The sequence below is a fragment of the Stenotrophomonas sp. GbtcB23 genome (genome assembly GCF_019091045.1).
In the GTDB taxonomy this organism is placed as follows: Bacteria; Pseudomonadota; Gammaproteobacteria; order Xanthomonadales; family Xanthomonadaceae; genus Stenotrophomonas; species Stenotrophomonas rhizophila_A.
Genome location: NZ_JAGXKC010000013.1, coordinates 12983 through 34171 on the forward strand (window position 1 = coordinate 12983; position 21189 = coordinate 34171).

Here is a 21189-nt window from a genome sequence, read left to right on the forward strand (position 1 = left end):
CGTGGCCGGACGCCAGTGAAGTTCTCGATTCGCACCCGTCAGCGTCTGCTGACTTGCGAGTGGTGCTTTTATACCAGCGCACCCCTACCCGCGCAAGCTGAAAAGCCAATAACGACGCGGGTTTCGGGCATTTCCCATGCGCGCGTCAGTGCTTGACGCGCGTTGTGGATGCTGTCTTGCTCTTGCCCCGCACTGTGACGCGTTGCCCATCCTTCTTTGGCTTGGGCGCGGTCAACGGCGTTTCCAGGGCCAAGTCCAGCACCTCTTCAATCCACTTCACCGGAATGATCTTCAGGTCGCGGGTGACGTTGGCCGGAATGTCGGCAAGGTCCTTGCGGTTCTCTTCGGGGATGATCACGGTGGTGATGCCACCGCGCAGCGCCGCCAGCAGTTTTTCCTTCAGGCCACCGATGGCGGTGACGCGACCACGCAGGGTGATTTCGCCGGTCATCGCCACTTCGGCGCGGATCGGCACCTTGGTCAGCATCGACACCAACGAGGTCACCATCGCGATGCCGGCGCTGGGGCCGTCCTTCGGGGTGGCGCCATCGGGCACGTGCACGTGCACGTCGTGCTTCTGCAGGAACTCGGCATCGATGCCCAGCCGCTCGGCGCGCGAACGCACCACCGACAGCGCGGCCGAGGCCGATTCCTTCATGACGTTGCCCAACTGGCCCGTCAGGATCAGCGCGCCCTTGCCCGGGACCAGGGTGGATTCGATCTGCAGCAGGTCGCCACCCACTTCGGTCCAGGCCAGGCCGGTGACCAGGCCGATCTCGTTCTGCTCTTCGGCGCGGCCGAAGTCGAAGCGGCGCACGCCCAGGTACTTCTCCAGGTTCCGGCCGTTGACCACCACCAGTGCCTTCTTCTTCGCCGCCGCCTTCTTGCCGGCCTTGGCCGGCTTGGCCAGCACCGCCGGACCGCCCAGCGCGATTTCCTTCACCACCTTGCGGCAGATCTTGGCGACTTCGCGCTCGAGGTTGCGCACGCCCGATTCGCGGGTGTAGTAACGCACCACGTCCTGGATGGCGTCGGCCTCGATTTCCAGCTCCTCCGGCTTCAGGCCGTTGGCCTTGAGCTGCTTGGGCACCAGGTAGCGCATGGCGATGTTGAGCTTCTCATCCTCGGTGTAGCCGGGGATGCGGATCACTTCCATGCGGTCCAGCAGCGGGCCGGGGATGTTGAGCGAGTTCGAGGTCGCTACGAACATCACTTCGGACAGGTCCAGGTCCACTTCCAGGTAGTGGTCGTTGAAGGCGTTGTTCTGTTCCGGGTCGAGCACTTCCAGCAGCGCCGAAGACGGGTCGCCACGGAAGTCCATCGACATCTTGTCGATCTCGTCCAGCACGAACAGCGCGTTCCTGCTGCCCACCTTGTTGAGGTTCTGCACGATGCGGCCCGGCATGGAGCCGACGTAGGTGCGACGGTGGCCACGGATCTCGGCCTCGTCGCGCACGCCGCCCAGGCTCATGCGCACGAACTTGCGGTTGGTGGCCTTGGCGATGGACTGCCCCAGCGAGGTCTTGCCCACGCCCGGCGGCCCGACCAGGCACAGGATCGGGCCCTTCATCTGCTTCACCCGCGACTGCACCGCCAGGTATTCCAGGATGCGGTCCTTGACCTTGTCCAGGCCGAAGTGGTCGGCATCCAGGGTGTCCTGGGCAACCTTGAGGTCCTTGCGCACCTTGGTGCGCTTCTTCCACGGCACGCCCAGCAGCCAGTCCAAATAATTGCGCACCACGGCCGCTTCGGCCGACATCGGCGACATCTGCTTGAGCTTGTTGAGCTCGGCCTTGGCCTTGGCTTCCACCGGCTTGGGCATGCCCGCTTCGGCGATCTTGCGAGCCAGCTCTTCCAGCTCGCCCGGCGCATCGTCGAGGTCGCCCAGTTCCTTCTGGATGGCCTTCATCTGCTCGTTGAGGTAGTACTCGCGCTGGCTCTTTTCCATCTGCGACTTGACCCGGCCGCGGATGCGCTTCTCCATCTGCTGCACATCGATCTCGCCGTCGACCAGGCCCACCAGCATTTCCAGGCGGTCGCCGACCTGCAGGGTTTCCAGCAGGCGCTGCTTGTCGGCCAGGCGCACGCTGATGTGCGCGGCGATGGTATCGGCCAGGCGCGCCGGTTCATCGATGCCGGCCAGGGTCTGCAGCAGCTCCGGCGGCAGCTTGCGGTTGGTCTTGACGTACTGTTCGAACAGCGACATCAGCGAACGGGCGATCGCCTCGACCTCACGCGGCTCGCGCGCGTCGTCCGATTCGATTTCCTCGGCCACGCCGTGCAGCGAACCGTCGCGCTCGGTGACCTGGGTGACGTTGACGCGCGACAGGCCTTCCACCAGCACCTTGATGGTGCCGTCGGGCAGCTTCAGCAGCTGCAGCACCTGGGCCAAGGTGCCGACCTGGTAGAGATCGGCGGCGGTGGGGTCGTCGGTCTCGGCCGACTTCTGCGCCAGCAGCAGGATGCGCTTGTCCGCCTCCATCGCCTGCTCCAGCGCATGCATGGATTTGTCGCGGCCGACGAACAGCGGAATGACCATGTGCGGGAACACCACCACGTCGCGCAGCGGCAGTACCGGCAGGTCGAGAGTCTCAGTTGGGGAACGGGCCATGTGGGCTCCAGTTGAGCAGTGGGGATGGCCTCCGGGCAGCGTCACCCGGATACAAAAAAGCCGATGGCCCCGTTATGGGGCCATCGGCGTCCAGATGCAAGATGCTCTGAAAAAATCCCATCAATTCAAATGCTTGATGGATTATTCAGCGCCAGCGGCCTTCTGTTCAGGAGCCGGCGGAGTCTGGTAGATCAGGTAGGGCTCGGACTTGTGTTCGATCACCGATTCGTCCACCACCACCTTGCTGACGTTTTCTGCCGAAGGCAGGTCGTACATGGTGTCCAGCAGGACCGATTCGACGATGGTACGCAGGCCGCGGGCACCGGTCTTGCGCTTGAGCGCCTTGCGGGCAATGGCCGACAGGGCGTCCGGCCGGAACTCCAGCTCCACGTGCTCCATCTCGAACAGCTTCTTGAACTGCTTGGTGATGGCGTTCTTCGGCTCGGTCAGGATCCTGACCAGGGCCGCTTCGTCCAGCTCCTCCAGGGTCGCCACGACCGGCAGGCGGCCGACGAATTCCGGGATCAGGCCGAACTTGATCAGGTCTTCCGGCTCGACTTCGGCCAGCACCTTGCCCACTTCCTGCTTGCGCTCGGAGCTCTTGACCTTGGCACCGAACCCGATGCCGCCCGAATCGTTGGAGCGGGCCTGGATCACCTTGTCCAGCCCGGCGAACGCGCCGCCGCAGATGAACAGGATGTTCTTGGTGTCCACCTGCAGGAATTCCTGCTGCGGGTGCTTGCGACCGCCCTGCGGCGGAACGCTGGCCACGGTGCCTTCGATCAGCTTCAGCAGCGCCTGCTGCACGCCTTCGCCGGACACGTCACGGGTGATCGACGGGTTCTCGCTCTTGCGCGAGATCTTGTCGATTTCATCGATGTAGACGATGCCCTGCTGCGCCTTTTCGACGTCGTAATCGCACTTCTGCAGCAGCTTCTGGATGATGTTTTCCACGTCCTCGCCCACGTAACCGGCCTCGGTCAGCGTGGTGGCGTCGGCCATGGTGAACGGCACGTTGAGCAGGCGGGCCAGGGTTTCGGCCAGCAGGGTCTTGCCCGAACCGGTCGGACCGACCAGCAGGATGTTGGACTTGGCCAGTTCGACTTCGTCGTTCTTCTGGCGGCTCTCGATGCGCTTGTAATGGTTGTACACGGCCACGGCCAGCGTGCGCTTGGCCCGGTTCTGGCCAATCACGTACTGATCCAGGACTTCGAGGATCTCGCGCGGCTTGGGCAGCGAACTGCGCGCCGACTGCGCCTTTTCCTCGAGCTCTTCACGGATGATGTCGTTGCACAGCTCCACGCATTCATCGCAGATGAACACGCTTGGCCCAGCAATCAGCTTGCGCACCTCGTGCTGGCTCTTTCCGCAGAAGGAGCAGTAGAGGATCTTGCCGGTTTCCGTGGAACGACCTTGGCGGTCTTCGCTCATGCTTCGCTTACCCAGTTACCCCACCCGCTGAACGGGGGTTCGATTCGAGAATAGCACAGGGTCGGGAGGACGCCAGTCCAGCCCGACCCTGCGGAAACAGGCCGGTTTCCCGGCCTGGCGGCACATCAGGCCGGGGTGATCGACTCTTCCGGACGGCGCTCGAGCACCTGGTCGACCAGGCCGTAAGCCACCGCATCGGCCGCGCTCTTGAAGTTGTCGCGCTCGGTATCGCGCGCGATGGTCTCCAGCGACTGGCCGGTGTGCTTGGCCAGCACTTCGTTCAGGCGCGAACGCAGGGTCAGGATCTCACGGGCGTGGATGTCGATATCCGTGGCCTGGCCCTGGAAACCGCCCAGCGGCTGGTGGATCATCACGCGCGAATTCGGCAGCGCGTAACGCTTGCCGGCCGCGCCGGAGGCCAGCAGCAGCGCGCCCATCGAGGCGGCCTGGCCGACGCAGATGGTGCTCACGTCCGGCTTGATGTACTGCATGGTGTCGTAGATCGCCATGCCGGCGGTGACCACGCCACCGGGCGAGTTGATGTAGATGCTGATGTCCTTTTCCGGATTGTCCGCTTCCAGGAACAGCAGCTGCGCCACCACCACGTTGGCCATGTGATCATCGATCGGGCCCACGAGGAAGATCAGGCGCTCCTTCAACAGGCGCGAATAGATGTCATAGGCGCGCTCGCCGCGGCTGGTCTGTTCGACCACCATCGGAACCATGTTCAGGGCTGTGGTTCGGTTGTCCATTGTGAGGCACCTATTTTGGGGGGAACGACCCCGCGCCGGGGCGCGGGGCGTAAAACGCGGGCCGCTTACTGGCGGATCGCGTCCTGAAACGACAACTGCTCTTCCGTGTGCTGGGCGCGCTCGGCGATCCAGTCGATCACCTGCTCTTCCATCACGCGGTTCTGCAGCCCACTCATCAGCTGGGGGTCGTTGCGGTACATCTCAATGACCTGCTCCGGCTCTTCATAGGTCGAGGCGATCAGGCGCATGGTTTCGTTCAGGCGCTTGGGGTCCAGGCGCAGGTCGTTGCGGCGGGCCACTTCGCCGACCAGCAGGCCGACCAGCACGCGCTTGGCGGCCGCGTCCTTGAAGCCTTCATGGGCGTCGGCCGGGATTTCGCCCGGGTTGCGGCCGCTGCGGCGGATCTGCTCGACCTGCTGGGCCAGCATGGCGCGGGCTTCGTTGTCGACCAGGCGCGGCGGCATTTCGACCGAGGCGTAGGCGGCGATCAGCTGCTCGCCCACTTCACGGCGCAGGCGATTCATCAGGGCGCCCTTGAGCTCGCGCTCCAGGTTGGCGCGGATGTCCTTGCGGAACTGCTCCACGTCGCCGCCCTTCACGCCGAAACTCTTGATGAACTCGGCATCCACCTCCGGCAGCACCGGCGCGGACACGTCCACCGCCTTGACGGTGACCTTGACCTGCTTGCCAGCCAGCGCCGGCACGCGCCAGTCGGCCGGGAACTCCACGTCCAGGGTCTTTTCTTCACCCTTGGCCAGGCCGACCAGGCCCTGTTCGATCTGCTCGAACATCATGCCCTGGCCCACCACCACGCTGCCCTTTTCGGTGCCTTCGGCCGGCAGGCGCTCATCGCCGGCCTGCGACCAGGTTTCCAGCGCCACCAGGTCGCCCTCCTGGGCGCCACGGTCCACCGGGCTCCAGCTGCGGCGCTGTTCGCGCAGGTTGGTGATCATCTGGTCGATGTCGGCGTCGTTGATCTCGGCGGTGTGGCGCACGACGGTCAGCTTGCTGACGTCGACGTCGCCGAAATCCGGCACCAGCTCGACGGTGGCCACGAAGGAGAACTCACCTGCGTCGCCCTTGTCGATGCGCGGCGCGCCGGCAATGCGCAGTTCGTGCTCGCGGATGGCGGCATCGAAGGTCTCACGCAGCAGGCCGTCAACGGCTTCGCTGCGAACCTGCTGGCCGAAGCGCTGCTCGATCACCTTGGCCGGCACCTTGCCCGGGCGGAAGCCCTTGATGCGCGCGGTGCGGGCGATTTCGCCCAGGCGGCCGCTGATGTGGGTCTGCAGGCGGTCTTCCGGCAGCGAGAAGGTCAGGCGGCGTTCCAGATTGCCGGTGGATTCGATCGAAGCTTGCATGTTGACTCCTGCCAACCGGTGGCGACGCCCCCGGCACGATGTGATTGGATGAAACGGGTTGAGAACGCGGGGTCGTGGACGCGCCTGCCCGCCGCAGCCCTGTAGTTTGGCCGATAACGGCCAGCGCCGCCAGCAGGGTGCCGGGAACGTCATTCCGGGGCGTGTTCAGGGGAGTCCCCTGCCCTGTCAGCTGGTGCGAAAGGGGGGACTCGAACCCCCACGCCTTGCGGCACTGGAACCTAAATCCAGGGCGTCTACCAATTCCGCCACTTTCGCGCTGGTGCGCATTGTACGTGAAGACCGGAAGCAGGTCGCCGGTAGGGACACGCCATGCGTGTTCGCGCGATACCGGATCGCGCGCAAGAAAAAAGCCACCCGGCGGACCGGATGGCTTTCGTCTTGGTGGGCTGTCAAGGATTCGAACCTTGGACCTATTGATTAAGAGTCAACTGCTCTACCAACTGAGCTAACAGCCCGAAAATCGGGAGGCGAATTATGACGCAATGCCGCACGGGGTTGCAAGGGGTTTCTGCGGACATGGTTCAGACGCGGACGACGGGGGCGGGCACCGCGCAGGGTCACGCCATGCGTGTCCGCGCCATACCGGATCGCAGGCAAGAAAAAAGCCGCCTGGCGAACCAGGCGGCTTCTGTCTTGGTGGGCTGTCAAGGATTCGAACCTTGGACCTATTGATTAAGAGTCAACTGCTCTACCAACTGAGCTAACAGCCCTGAAATCCCAGGCGCATAGTGTAGCGTTTGCGCCTTTTTTTGCAACCCCGATCCACTTCCGGTGAAACGGGCCCTTCAAATCAGTGGGGTGGCTGAGGGGATTCGAACCCCCGACCACCGGAATCACAATCCGGTACTCTAACCAACTGAGCTACAGCCACCACTGAAACCTGTTTATTCGTTTGAAACATCCTGACGCTTGCACCGATGGTGCGCCCGACAGGAATCGAACCTGTAACCGCCGGCTTAGAAGGCCGGTGCTCTATCCAGTTGAGCTACGGGCGCCCGGACCGGATTGTCGCATTCCCATCCCGTTTTGAGCAGCGGGATGTGGTCGGGGTAGAGGGATTCGAACCCCCGACATCCTGCTCCCAAAGCAGGCGCGCTACCAGACTGCGCTATACCCCGGTGGTTTGATCCCTCGAGGTTCCCCCCGAAAGAGTCGGCTATTGTGGGAATCGGCGAGGCATCTGTCAACGGTTTTCACAAGGTTTTTCACATTCGTGATCGGGCGCTATGCTTTCTGCAGCGGCCGGACGGCCCTACCCCTACCCTTCAAGGAGATTGGCAATGCGCAGCGGCAATCCCGCACTTTCGGAGTCGACGTTCCTCGACCTGGCCAGCGGCTCGGTGGTGACCTCGCCCGACCAGGTGATGACCATCAACGGCACGGTCAACAAGACCGGCATCCTGCTGTTGCTGACCGTGCTCACTGCTGCCTTCGCCTGGAGCCAGACCATCGGCGCCGACGGCCAGATCGCCCCGGGCGCGATGATCTATGCCATCGGCGGCGCCATCGGTGGGCTGGTCCTGGCCCTGGTGACGGTGTTCAAGAAGGAGTGGTCGCCGGTCACCGCGCCGATGTACGCGCTGGTGGAAGGCTTCTTCCTGGGCGCGATCTCGGCGGTGTTCGAAGCGCGCTTCCCGGGCATCGTGTTCCAGGCCGTGCTGCTCACCTTCGGCACCCTGTTTGCCCTGCTGGCGGCCTACCGCAGCGGCCTGATCAAGGTCACCGAGAACTTCAAGCTGGGCGTGGTCGCAGCCACTGGCGGCATCGCGCTGCTGTACCTGGCCTCGTTCGTGCTCAGCTTCTTCAACATCAACGTGCCGGTGATCCATGAAGCCAGCTGGCTGGGCATCGCCTTCAGCCTGTTCGTGGTGGTGGTGGCCGCGCTGAACCTGGTGCTGGACTTCGACTTCATCGAAACCGGCGCCGCCGCGCGCGCACCGAAGTACATGGAGTGGTACGGCGCGTTCGGGCTGATGGTCACCCTGGTGTGGCTGTATGTGGAATTCCTGCGGTTGCTGTCGAAGTTGCAGCAGCGTTGAGGCGTAGCATCAACGCCGGTAGAGCCGACTGTTAGTCGGCTGCTGTTCGACCGCACGTAAACGCAACGAAAAAGGGCACCCGATGGGGTGCCCTTTTTTTTGGAGCAGCCGACTGACAGTCGGCTCTACCTGTGGAGCAGCCGACTAACAGTCGGCTCTACCGGCGGCTCTCTACAGCGCCCGGTTACAGGCGGCTGGCGATGGCCTGGGCGAAGCCCATGGTGTTGCCGGTGCCGCCGAGGTCGCCGGTCAGCGAGTCCTTGGCTTCCAGGGTGGCCACGATCGCCTTGCGCAGGCGCTCGGCGTTGTCGGTCTGGCCGACGTGGTCCAGCATCTGCGCGGCCGCCAGCAGCAGCGCGCACGGATTGGCCTTGCCCTGGCCGGCGATGTCCGGGGCGGTGCCGTGCACGGCTTCGAAGATCGCCGCGTTCTCACCGATGTTGGCCCCCGGGGCCAGGCCCAGGCCGCCGACGAGGCCGGCGCACAGGTCGGAGATGATGTCGCCGAACAGGTTGGTGGTGACGATCACGTCGAACTGCTCCGGACGCATCACCAGCTGCATGCAGCAGTTGTCGACGATCATTTCCTGGAACTCGATGTCCGGGTACTTGGCCGCCACTTCGCGCGCCACGGCCAGGAACAGGCCCGAGGTCGACTTGATGATGTTGGCCTTGTGCACGGCGGTGACCTTCTTGCGGCCGGTGCTGCGGGCCAGCTCGAAGGCGTAGCGCACGATGCGCTCGGAGCCCTTGCGGGTGATGCGGGTGCCGGAGAACGCGGTTTCACCGTCGGCCGAGACTTCCTGGCCTTCGGCCAGGTAGGCGCCTTCGGTGTTCTCACGCACGGTGACCAGGTCCACGCCGTCGCCGAAGCGCGACTTGGTGTTCGGGAACGACACCGCCGGACGCACATTGGCGTACAGGTCGAAGTGGCGACGCAGGCTGACGTTGATCGAGGTGAAGCCACCACCGACCGGCGTGGTCAGCGGGCTCTTCAGGGCGATCTTGTTGCGTGCGATCGATTCCAGGGTGGAGGCCGGCATCAGGTCGCCGTGTTTTTCCAGCGCGACCAGGCCAGCGTCGGCATCTTCGTACTCAAAGCCGGTGTCCAGCTTGCCGAGCACGAACAGGGTGGCGTCCATGATCTCCGGGCCGATGCCGTCACCGCGGATGACCGTGATTTTCTGCGTCATTTGATCTGTTTCCGAACCGAGGGGGAGCGCCGTGGGTCCGGGGTCCGGAGCGTCGGCGCAAGGGAAGTTTCACCCGCAATTATGCCCCAGCCAGCCCCCGGACCCCAAATAGACCAAGGTAGCGCCGGCCGTTGGCCGGCCCACGGTGCACCCGGGTAGCGCCCGACCGTTGGTCGGGCGGCGCCATGCATCAATGTTCGTGGACGGCCGGGGCTGCAGCGCCGCCTTCCAGCTGGTCCAAAAAGTCCACGGCCCGGCGCAGATGCGGGATCACGATCGAACCGCCCACCACCAAACCGACCGAGAAGGTTTCGAAGAACTCTTCGCGGGTCACCCCGGCGTCCTTGCACTGGGCCACGTGGTAGCTGATGCAGTCGTCGCAGCGCAGCACCATCGAGGCGACCAGGCCCAGCAGCTCCTTGGTCTTCACATCCAGCGCGCCGGCCTGGTAGGTCTGGGTGTCGAGCGCGAAGAAGCGCCGCACCACCTGGTTGGGCTCACCCAGGATGCGCTGGTTCATGCGCTGGCGGAACTCGGTGAACTCGGCGATCCGGTCCTTGCTGGCGTCGTCCGCAGCGCTCATGCGCCTTCCCCGTTCAGCAGCGGCTCAAGCTTTCCTTCGCGGTGCAGGGCCATCATGTCGTCGTACCCGCCCACATGGAATTCACCGACGAAGATCTGCGGCACGCTGGTGCGGCGGGTCTTGGCCATCATCTTCTCGCGCTCGACCGGGTCCAGGTCAATGCGGACCTCGGTCCAGCTCTGGCCCTTGCTCTTCAGGAAGTTCTTGGCCGCCACGCAGTACGGACAGACGGCAGTCGAATAGATGGTGATGGGCGGCGTCCCACCCGGGTTGGAAGCGACATCTTGGCTCACGGGAAACTCCACGGCAGAACGAGTGTCTGTATATGGTAGCCCTGCGCTGGATTTTCCATGTCATCACCGCAACACTGCGGATCACCCGCAGCCCCAGGAGTTCCTGTTTGCGCCCTTTGCTGCTCTCTGCCGCGTTGACCCTGGCCTTGGCCGCCCCCTTGGCGTCGGCCCAGGACAGCAAGCTGCCGGACATCGGCTCGTCGGCCGGTGAACTGCTGACCCCGGCGCGCCAGGCCGAGTACGGCGGGATGATGCTGCGCGAGCTGCGCAACTACGGCTTCCTGCTGGATGACCCGCTGGTGGACGACTGGCTGCAGACCATGGGCGCGCGGCTGGGCTCCAACAGCGCCCAGCCGCGCCAGTCCTACACGTTCTTCATGCTCCGGGACCGGCAGATCAACGCCTTCGCCACCCTGGGCGGCTACGTGGGGGTCAACGCCGGGCTGGTGCTGACCGCAGAACGCGAGGACGAGGTGGCTGCGGTGCTGTCCCACGAAATCGCCCACGTCACCCAGCAGCACGTGCTGCGCGGGGTGGAACGGGCCCAGCGCGACCAGATCCCGATCCTGCTGGGCATGCTGGCGGCGGTGGTGGCCGCGCAGCAGGCTGGCGGCAACTCCTCCGGCGATGCCACCATGGCCGCGATCACCTCCGGCATGGGGCTGATGCAGCAACGCCAGATCAACTACACCCGCAGCAACGAATCGGAGGCCGACCGCCTGGGCATCCGCACCCTGGCCCGCAGCGGCTACGACGTGGATGCGATGGCCGGCTTCTTCGAACGCATGTCCGCCTCGATGCGCGGCAATGCCGGCGGCTATTCGGTACCGGATTTCCTGCAGACCCACCCGGTCAACACCACCCGCATCAGCGAAGCCAAGGCCCGCGCCGAGCAGATGAAGAAGGACACGGTGCTGCTCACCACCGAAGTGCCCGGCGGGGTGCGCCAGGAACGGGTGGACCCGGCCGACCCGGCGCTGTCCGACCCGCTGGTCCGGCGCACCAACCCGCTGCTGCCTTCCTCGATGCAGATCTCGGTGAATTCGCTGAGCCGGGGCGGCACTGGCCAGTTCGAGTGGGCGCGCGAGCGCCTGCGCGTGCTCAGCGCCGATACCCCGGGCGAGCTGGCCACCGAGTACCAGAACCTGCAGCGCGCGCAGAAGAGCGGCCTCAACGACGCCCAGCGCTATGGGCTGGCCCTGGCACGCCTGCGCAACAGCGGTGCGGCCGAGGCCCGGCGCGACCTCACCGAACTGCTCAAGGACCACCCGGACAACCTGTGGGTGGCACTGGCGCTGGCCGAGTCCGAGTCGCGCTCGGGCCAGCCGGCCCAGGCCAACGCCCGCTTCGACGCGCTGCTGCGCCAGCACCCCGGCAGCCGCCCGGTGGCGCTGACCTACGCCGAGATCCTGAACGAACAGGGCGGGCGCGAAGCCGGCCAGCGCGCGCAGGCGATGCTGCGCCCGCTGTTGTCGCAAAGCGGCAACGATCCGGTGTTCCAGCAGCGCTATGCCCGCGCCAGCGAGCTGGCCGGCGACACCCTGCGCGCCAGCGAGGCCTACGCCGAGGCCGCGTTCCTGAACGGCCGGCCGGAGCAGGCGTTGATGCAGCTGCAGGCGCTCAAGAAGCAGCCCGCACTGGATTACGTGGGCCGGGCCCGGGTGGATGCGCGGATCGAAAGCATCACCCCCACCGTGCTGGAGATGCGCCGGCAGGGCATCAACGACCCGGAGCTGGAACGGCGCTGAACCGCGCCCGGATGACCGTGGGATGGCAATGCCCTCATGGCCGTCACAAACATGTCATGAAACCGTAGTCTACTGGGCTCAATCCCGGTCTGATGAGCAATACGGTGGGCACGTGCAGAAACGCATCCTGATCGTCGATGACGAACCCGCGATCCGCGAAATGGTCGCCTTTGCCCTGCGCAAGGGTGATTACGACCCGATCCACGCCGGTGACGCGCGCGAAGCGCAGACGGCCATCGCCGACCGCGTGCCGGACCTGATCCTGCTGGATTGGATGTTGCCGGGCACCAGCGGGCTGGACCTGGCCCGGCGCTGGCGCAAGGAGGCCCTCACCCGCGAGGTGCCGATCATCATGCTGACCGCGCGCGGCGAAGAGAACGACCGCGTCGGCGGGCTCGAAGCCGGGGTGGATGACTACGTGGTCAAACCGTTCTCGGCCCGCGAACTGCTGGCCCGCATCCGCGCCGTGATGCGGCGGGCGCGCGACGACGACGAGGACGGCAGCGTGGCGGTGGGCAGCATCCGCATCGACGGTGCCGCGCACCGGGTGTTCGCCGGCGACCAGCCGGTGCCGATCGGCCCGACCGAGTACCGCCTGCTGCACTTCTTCATGACCCACCCCGAGCGCGTATACACCCGTGCCCAGTTGCTGGACCATGTGTGGGGCGGCAGCGTATATGTGGAGGAGCGCACCATCGATGTGCACATCCGCCGGCTGCGCAAGACGCTGGAACCGTTCGGCGCTGAAAACATGGTGCAGACCGTGCGCGGTGCAGGCTACCGGTTCTCGACCTCGACCTGATTTTTTCCTTGGACCGCAATGCCGCGCCACATCCGCTCCGCCTGGTTGAAAACCCTTGCCACCCTCGCCGTGCTGCTGCTTGCCGCCGGCCTGGTGGGCCTCGCCACCGGGCATGTGTGGATGTGCATCGCACTGGCCTCCATTGGTGCGCTGGCCTGGCACTACTGGCGGCTGCGCAAGGTGCTGCGCCGGCTCACCGCGCGCCAGCGCTGGGACATGAGCGGCGGCAACGGGGTCTGGAACGAACTGGACCGGCTGCTGTACCGCAACCAGCTGGAAATGCGCACGCGCAAGCGGCGCCTGCTGGACATGCTGCGCAGCTACCGCGCGGCTGCCGCCGCGTTGCCGGATGCGGTGGTGGTGGTGGACCGCAACAGCCAGCGCGTGCAGTGGTTCAACGAATCGGCCACCACGCTGCTCGGCCTGCACCATCCCGGCGACCTGGGCGAGGCCCTGGTCGCGCGCCTGCAGCCGATGCCGCTGGCGCACTGGCTGGCCGGCGGCCGCAATGCCGAACCGATCCTGGACGTGCCCTCCCCGGTCGATCCGGCGATCCGGCTCAACCTGCGCCTGATTCCCTATTCGCCGGACTACTGGCTGCTGATCGCGCGCGATGTGAGCAAGCTGCTGCGGCTGGAGCAGGTGCGCCGCGACTTCGTGGCCAACGTCTCGCATGAGCTGCGCACGCCGCTGACGGTGGTGCACGGCTACCTGGACATGATGGAGCCGGAGGATTTCCCCGGCACCGGGCCGATGCTGGAGGAAATGCGCAGGCAGTCGCAGCGCATGGCCCAGCTGGTCGAGGACCTGCTGACCCTGTCGCGGCTGGAATCGCAGGAACACACCGAAGAAGAAACCGTGGCGATGGCGCCGATGCTGGCCACGCTGCGCCGCGAAGCCGAGGCGCACAGCCAGGGCCGCCACCAGATCAGCGTGATCGACAGCGCCGGGGTGGACCTGCAGGGCTCCAACAAGGAACTGCACAGTGCCTTCTCCAACCTGGTCACCAACGCGGTGCGCTACACCCCGGCCGGCGGCCGGGTCGAGGTGGAGCTGGCCCGCGAAGGCCACGGCGTGGTGCTGGCGGTACGCGATACCGGCTATGGTATTCCCGCCACCCACCTGCCGCGCCTGACCGAGCGTTTCTACCGCGTTTCCAGCAGCCGCTCGCGCGAAAGCGGTGGCACCGGGCTGGGCCTGTCGATCGTCAAGCACATCCTGGGCCTGCACCACGCGCGCCTGGAGATCCAGAGCGAGGTCGGCAAGGGCAGCGTGTTCTCGTGCCACTTCGATGCCGACCACGTGCGCGAGCGCACTGACGTGGCCACCCTTTCCTCTGCAGAAGACTCCTCCGCATGAGCACCCTCGTTCCCATCGCCATGCCGGCGGAAACCGATCCACTGCGCGACCCGGCCCTGTACATCAACCGCGAGCTGTCGCAGCTGGATTTCAACTTCCGCGTGCTGGCCCAGGCGATGGACCCGCAGGTACCTGTGCTGGAGCGGCTGCGCTTCATGTGCATCTCCTGCACCAACCTGGACGAGTTCTTCGAGATCCGCGCCGCCGCGGTGCGCCACGCGCAGGAATTCGGCCTGCCGCCGGCGCCGGATGGGATGGCGCCGCAGACCATCCTCAACGCCATCCATGACCGCGCCGCGGAGCTGGTGGACCAGCAGTACCGCTGCTGGAACGACACGCTGCGCCCCGCGCTGCACGAGGCCGGCATCGACGTGCTGGGCCGGCACTCCTGGAACCACCGCCAGAAGCGCTGGCTGCGCGCCTACTTCCGCAACGAGATCATGCCGGTGCTGTCGCCGCTGGGCCTGGATCCTTCGCACCCGTTCCCGAAGATCCTCAACAAATCGCTGAACATCGTGGTGGTGCTCAAGGGCACCGATGCGTTCGGCCGCGCCGGCCACTTGGCCATCGTGCGCGCGCCGCGCTCGCTGCCGCGCATCATCCAGCTGCCGCAGACCCTGGGCGGGCCGCAGACCTTCGTGTTCCTGTCCTCGGTGCTGTCCACCTTCGTCGGCGAACTGTTCCCGGGCATGGAAGTCCAGGGTGCCTATCAGTTCCGGGTGACCCGCAATTCCGAGCTGGTGGTGGACGAGGAAGAAGTGGAAAACCTGGCGCTGGCACTGCGCGACGAGCTGGTCGATCGCGGCTACCGGCCGGCGGTGCGGCTGGAAATCGCCCAGGACTGTCCGCGCGACATCGTGCGCACGCTACTGCAGAACTTCGGCCTGACCGAGAACGCGGTGTACCGCATCGATGGCCCGGTCAACCTCAACCGTGTCATCCAGCTGTACGACCTGCTGGCCCGACCGGAACTCAAGTACCCGCCGATGAGCCCGCGCACGCTGCGCGACAGCGACGGCATCTTCGAGGTGGTGGCACGCAAGGACGTGCTGCTGCACCACCCCTTCGACGCCTTCACCGCCGTGCTCGACCTGATCAAGCAGGCCGCGGTGGACCCGAACGTGCTGGCGATCAAGCAGACGCTGTACCGCACCGGCAAGGATTCGCTGATCGTCGATGCGCTGATCCAGGCCGCACGCAACGGCAAGGACGTCACCGTGGTGGTGGAGCTGCGCGCGCGCTTCGACGAGGAAGCCAACCTGGGCCTGGCCGACCGCCTGCAGGAAGCCGGCGTGCAGGTGGTGTACGGCGTGGTGGGCTACAAGACCCACGCCAAGATGCTGCTGATCGTGCGCCGCGAGGGCCGCAAGCTGCGCCGTTACGTGCACCTGGGCACCGGCAACTACCACAGCGGCACCGCGCGGGCGTACACGGACCTGAGCCTGATCACCGCCGATGCCGATATCGGCAACGACGTGCACCTGCTGTTCCAGCAGCTGTCCGGGCTGGCCCCGCGCACGCGCCTGAAGCGCCTGCTGCAGTCGCCGTTCACCCTGCACGACGGGCTGCTGCAGCGGATCGAGCGCGAGATGCACCTGGCCCAGAACGGCCGCCCGGGGCGGATCATCGCCAAGATGAATGCCCTCAACGAACCGCAGGTGGTGCGTGCGCTGTATGCCGCATCGCAGGCCGGGGTGCAGATCGACCTGATCGTGCGCGGGGCGTGCACGCTGCGCCCGGGCGTACCGGGGGTCTCGGACAACATCCGGGTCCGTTCCATCGTGGGCCGTTTCCTGGAACACAGCCGCGTCTACTGGTTCGGCAACGACGGCGCGTCCGAGCTGTACTGCGCCAGCGCCGACTGGCTGGAGCGCAACCTGCTGCGCCGGGTGGAGACCTGCTTCCCGATCCTGGACCCGGAGCTGGCCCGCAAGGTCTACCGCGATGTGCTGCAGAACTACCTGGACGACAACCTCAACGCCTGGGAACTGCACGCCGACGGCGAGTACCGCAAATGCAGCCCCGGCCCCGACCAGCCCCCGCACTCGGCGCAGATGGCGTTGATGCAAGGGTTGTAGATCGAAGATCTACAACCCGGGTAGATCCCGACCGTTGGTCGGGATTCGTACGGTGCGGCCTCCGGTCGCATCATGTGAAGGCCGTGCGGTGACGCCGCGACCCACCCTTCGGCTACCATTCGCAAATGCCGCATACCTCCACGACTCCGCCCGCCCTGCAGGATGGCGACCTGCTCGCCGCCGTCGACCTCGGTTCGAACAGTTTCCACATGGTCATCGCGCGCTACACGCTCGGGCAGCTGCGCGTGGTCGACCGCTTGCGCGAGACCGTGCGCATGGCCGATGGCCTGGATGGCAAGGGCGGCCTGTCGGCCGACGCGCGCCAGCGCGCGCTGGAGTGCCTGGCCCGGTTCGGCCAGCGCATCCGTGGCATTCCTTCGGTACGCGTGCGCGCGTTGGCTACCAACACCGTGCGCCAGCTGCGCTCGCCGCAGGCGTTCCTGATGCCGGCCGAAACCGCGCTGGGGCATGCCATCGAAGTGGTCAGCGGGCGCGAAGAGGCCCGCCTGATCTACCTGGGCGTGGCCCATGCGCAGCCGCCCAAGCCGGACCAGCGCCGGCTGGTGATCGACATCGGCGGCGGCTCCACCGAATTCATCATCGGCCAGGGCATGCAGACCCTGGAGCGCGAAAGCCTGCAGGCCGGCTGCATCGCCAGCACCCGGCGCTTCTTCCCGGGCGGCAAGCTGAGCAAACGGCGCTGGAAGGATGCGCTGACCGAGATCGGCGCCGAGTTCCAGCAGTTCGCCACCAAATACCGCGCGCTGGGCTGGCACGAAGCGCTGGGCTCGTCAGGCACGCACAAGGCGATCAGCGAAATCTGCGCCACCATGAAGCTGAGCAAGGGCGCGATCACCGCCGAAGCGCTGCCGCAGCTGCGCGATGAGCTGCTCAAGGCCAAGCGCATCGAGGACATCAACCTGCCCGGGCTGTCGCCCGACCGTCGGCCGATCATCGCCGGCGGCATCCTGGTGCTGGAAGCGGCGTTCCAGGCGCTGGGCCTGCAGAAGCTGCTGGTCAGCAAGGCGGCGATGCGCGAAGGCATCCTGTACGACATCCTCGGCCGCGCCAGCGAGAACGACCTGCGCGACGAATCGGTGGACGCGCTGACCCTGCGCTACGGCATCGATACCGTGCAGGCCGCGCGCGTGCAGCGCACCGCGCTGGACCTGTTCGCCCAGGTCGAAGGCAGCTGGAACCTGGACCCGGACGACGCGCGCATGCTCGGCTGGGCAGCGCGCCTGCACGAGCTGGGCCTGATGATCGCCCACAGCGGCTACCACGTGCATGGCAGCTACGTGCTGGAGAACTCGGACATCGCCGGCTTCTCGCGCCAGGAACAGCAGCTGTTGGCCGCGCTGGTGCGCAGCCACCGCCGCAACGTCTCCAAATCCGCGTTCGATGCCCTGCCCGAACGCCTGCTGCTGCCGGCCCGGCGCATGACCGCCCTGCTCCGGCTGGCGGTGCTGCTCAACCGTGCCCATGAAGACACCCCGGTGCCGGCGCTGGAGCTCAGCGCGGACGACAGCCGGATGTCGCTGATCCTGCCGCAGGCCTACATCGATGCCCGCCCACTGCTGCGCGCCGACCTGATCGGCGAAACCGACGGCATGGCCGGGCTCGGCGTCCAGTTCCGCCCGTTCGTGGCCTGAGCCGCGTCCGCGGCACCCGCCTCGCTGCCGCTACAGACACTGCGCCACCATACGTGACGGTGTGCGCAGATCCACGTGCTGCGTCGCAGCATCCGGATACATTGCGACATATCCAGATACATCGGACAGATTCAGCAAAACTTCACAATCCATTGATGCATAAGGAAATTTTTCTCTTTGGTTACGAAGAGGTGAATTTTTTTTGGCAAAAAGCTTTACACCGGCTTAACGACTGGGACTAAGATCGAATCACCGGCCCATTTGGGCTGGTTTTCGAGGGACGCGGGGGCACTTGGGACCCCGCCGACCTCTTTTGATTCAGTTCTGAACCAGAGAGAGAGCCAAATGACTTCACGCATCAACGTACTCGGGCAGGCGATCCGCTATGCCCTGGTCGCCGGTACCGCTGGCCTGGTGGCCGCCCCGGCCATGGCACAGGACGCGCCGAACCCCACCAACCTGGATCGCATCGAGATCACGGGTTCGCGCATCCGTACGGTGGACGTGGAAACCGCGCAGCCGGTGTTTGCGATCAGCCGCACCGACATCGAGCGCCAGGGCTTCAGCTCGGTCGCCGACATCCTGCAGAACGTGACCGCCATGGGCAGCCCGACGATCAGCCGCGCCAACGCGCTGACCGCCGGTGAGAACGCCGGCGGCACCTATATCGACATGCGCAACCTGGGCACCCAGCGCACGCTGGTGCTGGTCAATGGCAAGCGGCTTGGCATCAGCACCTCCGGCTACCAGGACGTGTCGACCCTGCCCGTCTCCGCCGTCGAGCGCATCGAAGTGCTGAAGGACGGCGCCTCGGCCATCTATGGTTCCGACGCGATGGCCGGCGTGGTCAACATCATCACCCGCGGCAATGTCACCGGCGTCACCGCCAACGTCTACCACGGGCAGTACAGCGAAGGCGACGGCGCCCGCGACCGCTTCGACGTGGTGGCCGGCTGGAGCAATGACCGCATCTCGCTGACCCTGTCGGCCGAACATGCTGAAGAGAAGGGCGTGTGGGCGCGCGACCGTGGCTTCAGCCAGTACGGCATGACCGATCGCCACCCGCTGGATTCCAGCAACTGGACCACCATCAGCCAGTACGGCCAGATCACCGGTCTGCGCGGCCCGGGCTGCACCGCCACTGCCGGCTGCGGCTACTCGCTCAACCGTGGTTCGGACCCGACCCTGCCGGGCAACTACCACCGCACCGACACCACCCCGTTCACCGGTGATGTGAGCAACGCCAACGACCAGATGCACGTGATGTATCCGCTCAAGCGCGATTCGGTGTACTTCGATGGTCGCTTTGCGATCACCGACAGCATCAACTTCCGCACCGAGCTGGGTTACAACGAGCGCGAGTCGACCCGCCAGATCGCCGGTTACCCGCTGCAGTCCAGCACCGCCGGGGTCGGCTCGATGTCGATCAACAGCTACTTCAATCCGTTCGGCAACCAGCACGGCTATGCCACGCCGACCGCGGTGGCCTGGAACCGTCGTACCTGGGAAGTTCCGCGCGTGACCACCAGCAACCTGAAGACCTATCGCGCGGTGGCCTCGTTCGACGGTTCGTTCGACATCGGCGAGCACTACTTCGACTGGGAAGCGGGCTACCAGTACAACCGCAATGAACTGGAATCGGTGGCCACCGGCAACCTGCACAAGGCGCGTGTCGCCGGCGGCGTGGGTCCGTCGTTCCTCAACGCGCAGGGCCAGGTGCAGTGCGGTACCGCCGCCGCCCCGATCTCGTTCGACGTGTGCAAGCCGTGGAACCCGCTGGTGGCGTACGGCGTGACCGCGCCGAACGGCCTGTATGGCAATGACGAGCTGCAGGCCTGGCTGTTCCCGGAAGAAACCACCAAGGGCCGCACCACCTCGAAGAACTTCTTCGCCAACATCGCCGGTTCCATCTTCACCCTGCCGGCCGGCGACCTTGGCTTCGCCTTCGGCGTTGAAAGCCGCAAGGAAGAAGGAAAGTACACCCCCGATGCGCTGGCCCAGACCGGTGCCACCACCAACCTGGCCGCCGGCCCGACCGGTGGCGACTACACCGTCAACGAAGCCTACCTGGAGCTCAACATCCCGGTGCTGGCCGACCTGCCCGGCGCGAAGGAACTGACCTTCAACGGCGCCACCCGCTTCTCGGACTACGACACCTTCGGCAACACGCTCAACAGCAAGTTCGGTTTCAAGTGGAAGCCGATCGACTCGCTGATGGTGCGCGGTACCTGGGCCGAAGGCTTCCGTTCGCCCACCATCAACGACCTGTTCGGTGGCGGTTCGGAAACCTTCGCGCAGTTCAGCGATCCGTGCGACACCGTGTTCGGCTCCTCGCGCACCAGCGCCGAAGTGCGCGCCCGCTGCTCGCGTGACATCGCCAGCGCCGCCACGTTCCGCCAGCTGCGCCAAGGCGGCACGCCGGTGACCGTGGCTACCGATGCCACCCCGGTGCCGTTCACCTCCGGCTCCAACCCGACGCTGACCCCGGAAACCTCCAAGAGCAAGACGCTGGGCCTGGTGTGGAGCCCCGGCTTCATCCAGAACTTCAACGCCTCGCTGGACTGGTGGAAGATCCGCATCGACAACACCATCATTGCCGACACCCCCACCCAGATCCTGATCGACTGCTATGAGCAGGGCATCGACGCGCGCTGCTCGCGCTTCGAACGCGATCCGGTCACCGGCATCGTGACCAACCTGAAGTTCGGCAACCGCAACGCCGGTTTCCTCGAAACCGAAGGCTACGACCTGGACCTGAACTACCGGATGGACACCGACTTCGGCAAGTTCTCGCTGAACTCGGCCACCACCTACGTGTCGAGCAACATCTACCGTTCGACCAATGACGCCAGCGTCGTGCCGACCCCCACCAACGGCATCGGCAGCGGCTTCCGCGTCCGCTCCAACCTGGTGCTGGGTTGGGACCTGGAAAACTTCGGCATGAGCTGGACCGCCCGCTACTACTCCGGGGTGAAGGAGCAGTGCGCCAACATCGCGCTGTACCCGGAAGAGTGCTCGGATCCGAACCAGTACGCACCGTGGTACAAGGGCTCGCGCAACTACAACGAGCGTGGTTCGGTCACCTTCCACGACCTGCAGTTCCGCTACAACCTGCCGTGGGAAGCCACCGTGTCGGTCGGCGCCAACAACGTCTTCGACAAGCTGGGCCCGATCATGTACAGCAAGCCGAACTCGGCCTTCTCGTACTACGGCGGTTACGACATCGGTCGCTTCATCTACATGAAGTACCAGCAGCGCTTCTGATCG

The 21189-nt window shown here is 65.6% G+C and carries 14 protein-coding genes and 6 tRNA genes; 7 read left to right on the top strand and 13 right to left on the bottom strand.

Annotated elements, in window-relative coordinates:
- Positions 1-145 precede the first annotated feature (145 nt).
- The 10 genes from lon to KVS69_RS07470 all read right to left on the bottom strand — a co-directional run bounded on the left by lon (position 146) and on the right by KVS69_RS07470 (position 7294).
- Positions 146-2611, bottom strand: a complete 2466-nt coding sequence (gene lon, locus KVS69_RS07425; RefSeq protein WP_068849576.1) for an endopeptidase La — start codon at positions 2609-2611, stop codon at positions 146-148.
- Positions 2612-2752: 141 nt separating this feature from the next.
- Complete coding sequence (gene clpX / locus KVS69_RS07430) at positions 2753-4042, bottom strand: ATP-dependent Clp protease ATP-binding subunit ClpX (RefSeq protein WP_068849575.1); 1290 nt, start codon at positions 4040-4042, stop codon at positions 2753-2755.
- A gap of 125 nt (positions 4043-4167) precedes the next feature.
- Positions 4168-4794, bottom strand: coding sequence for an ATP-dependent Clp endopeptidase proteolytic subunit ClpP (gene clpP / locus KVS69_RS07435; protein WP_038690153.1), 627 nt, complete (start codon positions 4792-4794; stop codon positions 4168-4170).
- Positions 4795-4859: 65 nt separating this feature from the next.
- Positions 4860-6155 (bottom strand): trigger factor, encoded by a 1296-nt coding sequence (gene tig / locus KVS69_RS07440; RefSeq protein WP_068849573.1) that lies wholly within the window; start codon positions 6153-6155, stop codon positions 4860-4862.
- Positions 6156-6346: 191 nt separating this feature from the next.
- Positions 6347-6431: transfer RNA gene (locus tag KVS69_RS07445), tRNA-Leu, on the bottom strand.
- A 124-nt stretch (positions 6432-6555) separates the two neighbouring features.
- Positions 6556-6631: transfer RNA gene (locus tag KVS69_RS07450), tRNA-Lys, on the bottom strand.
- Positions 6632-6810: 179 nt separating this feature from the next.
- Positions 6811-6886: transfer RNA gene (locus tag KVS69_RS07455), tRNA-Lys, on the bottom strand.
- Between the two features lie 84 nt (positions 6887-6970).
- Positions 6971-7047: transfer RNA gene (locus KVS69_RS07460), tRNA-His, on the bottom strand.
- Between the two features lie 47 nt (positions 7048-7094).
- Positions 7095-7171: transfer RNA gene (locus KVS69_RS07465), tRNA-Arg, on the bottom strand.
- Between the two features lie 46 nt (positions 7172-7217).
- Positions 7218-7294, bottom strand: a tRNA-Pro gene (locus KVS69_RS07470).
- 162 nt (positions 7295-7456) lie between these two features.
- Between KVS69_RS07470 and KVS69_RS07475 the strand changes: the two genes are divergently transcribed.
- A complete protein-coding gene (locus KVS69_RS07475; protein ID WP_068849571.1) occupies positions 7457-8215 on the top strand; it encodes a Bax inhibitor-1/YccA family protein in 759 nt (252 codons plus the stop codon).
- 184 nt (positions 8216-8399) lie between these two features.
- Here KVS69_RS07475 and KVS69_RS07480 read toward each other — a convergent pair whose 3' ends face one another.
- From KVS69_RS07480 to grxC, 3 genes are all read right to left on the bottom strand, one after another.
- Positions 8400-9407: an isocitrate dehydrogenase gene (locus KVS69_RS07480; protein WP_217537643.1), complete on the bottom strand. Its 1008-nt coding sequence runs from the start codon at positions 9405-9407 to the stop codon at positions 8400-8402.
- A gap of 190 nt (positions 9408-9597) precedes the next feature.
- Positions 9598-9990 (bottom strand): carboxymuconolactone decarboxylase family protein, encoded by a 393-nt coding sequence (locus tag KVS69_RS07485; RefSeq protein ID WP_217537644.1) that lies wholly within the window; start codon positions 9988-9990, stop codon positions 9598-9600.
- Positions 9987-10283 (bottom strand): glutaredoxin 3, encoded by a 297-nt coding sequence (gene grxC / locus KVS69_RS07490; RefSeq protein WP_217537645.1) that lies wholly within the window; start codon positions 10281-10283, stop codon positions 9987-9989. The genes KVS69_RS07485 and grxC overlap by 4 nt, the downstream gene beginning before the upstream one ends.
- A gap of 107 nt (positions 10284-10390) precedes the next feature.
- On the opposite strand from grxC, the gene KVS69_RS07495 reads away from it, so the two are divergent.
- The 6 genes from KVS69_RS07495 (at position 10391) to KVS69_RS07520 (ending at position 21186) form a co-directional block, all read left to right on the top strand.
- Positions 10391-12031, top strand: a complete 1641-nt coding sequence (locus tag KVS69_RS07495; RefSeq protein ID WP_095364538.1) for a M48 family metalloprotease — start codon at positions 10391-10393, stop codon at positions 12029-12031.
- Positions 12032-12143: 112 nt separating this feature from the next.
- The gene (phoB, locus tag KVS69_RS07500; RefSeq protein WP_068849561.1) at positions 12144-12833 is read left to right on the top strand and encodes a phosphate regulon transcriptional regulator PhoB; all 690 of its coding nucleotides are present in this window, start codon (positions 12144-12146) and stop codon (positions 12831-12833) included.
- Between the two features lie 18 nt (positions 12834-12851).
- Positions 12852-14192, top strand: coding sequence for a phosphate regulon sensor histidine kinase PhoR (phoR, locus tag KVS69_RS07505; RefSeq protein WP_068849559.1), 1341 nt, complete (start codon positions 12852-12854; stop codon positions 14190-14192).
- Positions 14189-16270, top strand: a complete 2082-nt coding sequence (gene ppk1, locus KVS69_RS07510; RefSeq protein WP_093533246.1) for a polyphosphate kinase 1 — start codon at positions 14189-14191, stop codon at positions 16268-16270. The genes phoR and ppk1 overlap by 4 nt, the downstream gene beginning before the upstream one ends.
- A gap of 125 nt (positions 16271-16395) precedes the next feature.
- The gene (ppx, locus tag KVS69_RS07515; RefSeq protein ID WP_095364536.1) at positions 16396-17922 is read left to right on the top strand and encodes an exopolyphosphatase; all 1527 of its coding nucleotides are present in this window, start codon (positions 16396-16398) and stop codon (positions 17920-17922) included.
- A gap of 345 nt (positions 17923-18267) precedes the next feature.
- Positions 18268-21186 (top strand): TonB-dependent receptor, encoded by a 2919-nt coding sequence (locus KVS69_RS07520; RefSeq protein WP_217537646.1) that lies wholly within the window; start codon positions 18268-18270, stop codon positions 21184-21186.
- The last annotated feature ends 3 nt before the right edge of the window (positions 21187-21189 follow it).

Excerpts from the sequence above, each read along its gene's own strand:
- lon (WP_068849576.1), bottom strand. The coding sequence starts at position 2,611 with ATGGCCCGTTCCCCAACTGAGACTCTCGACCTGCCGGTACTGCCGCTG.
- clpX (WP_068849575.1), bottom strand. The coding sequence starts at position 4,042 with ATGAGCGAAGACCGCCAAGGTCGTTCCACGGAAACCGGCAAGATCCTC.
- clpP (WP_038690153.1), bottom strand. The coding sequence starts at position 4,794 with ATGGACAACCGAACCACAGCCCTGAACATGGTTCCGATGGTGGTCGAA.
- tig (WP_068849573.1), bottom strand. The coding sequence starts at position 6,155 with ATGCAAGCTTCGATCGAATCCACCGGCAATCTGGAACGCCGCCTGACC.
- KVS69_RS07475 (WP_068849571.1), top strand. The coding sequence starts at position 7,457 with ATGCGCAGCGGCAATCCCGCACTTTCGGAGTCGACGTTCCTCGACCTG.
- KVS69_RS07480 (WP_217537643.1), bottom strand. The coding sequence starts at position 9,407 with ATGACGCAGAAAATCACGGTCATCCGCGGTGACGGCATCGGCCCGGAG.
- KVS69_RS07485 (WP_217537644.1), bottom strand. The coding sequence starts at position 9,990 with ATGAGCGCTGCGGACGACGCCAGCAAGGACCGGATCGCCGAGTTCACC.
- phoR (WP_068849559.1), top strand. The coding sequence starts at position 12,852 with ATGCCGCGCCACATCCGCTCCGCCTGGTTGAAAACCCTTGCCACCCTC.
- ppk1 (WP_093533246.1), top strand. The coding sequence starts at position 14,189 with ATGAGCACCCTCGTTCCCATCGCCATGCCGGCGGAAACCGATCCACTG.
- ppx (WP_095364536.1), top strand. The coding sequence starts at position 16,396 with ATGCCGCATACCTCCACGACTCCGCCCGCCCTGCAGGATGGCGACCTG.
- KVS69_RS07520 (WP_217537646.1), top strand. The coding sequence starts at position 18,268 with ATGACTTCACGCATCAACGTACTCGGGCAGGCGATCCGCTATGCCCTG.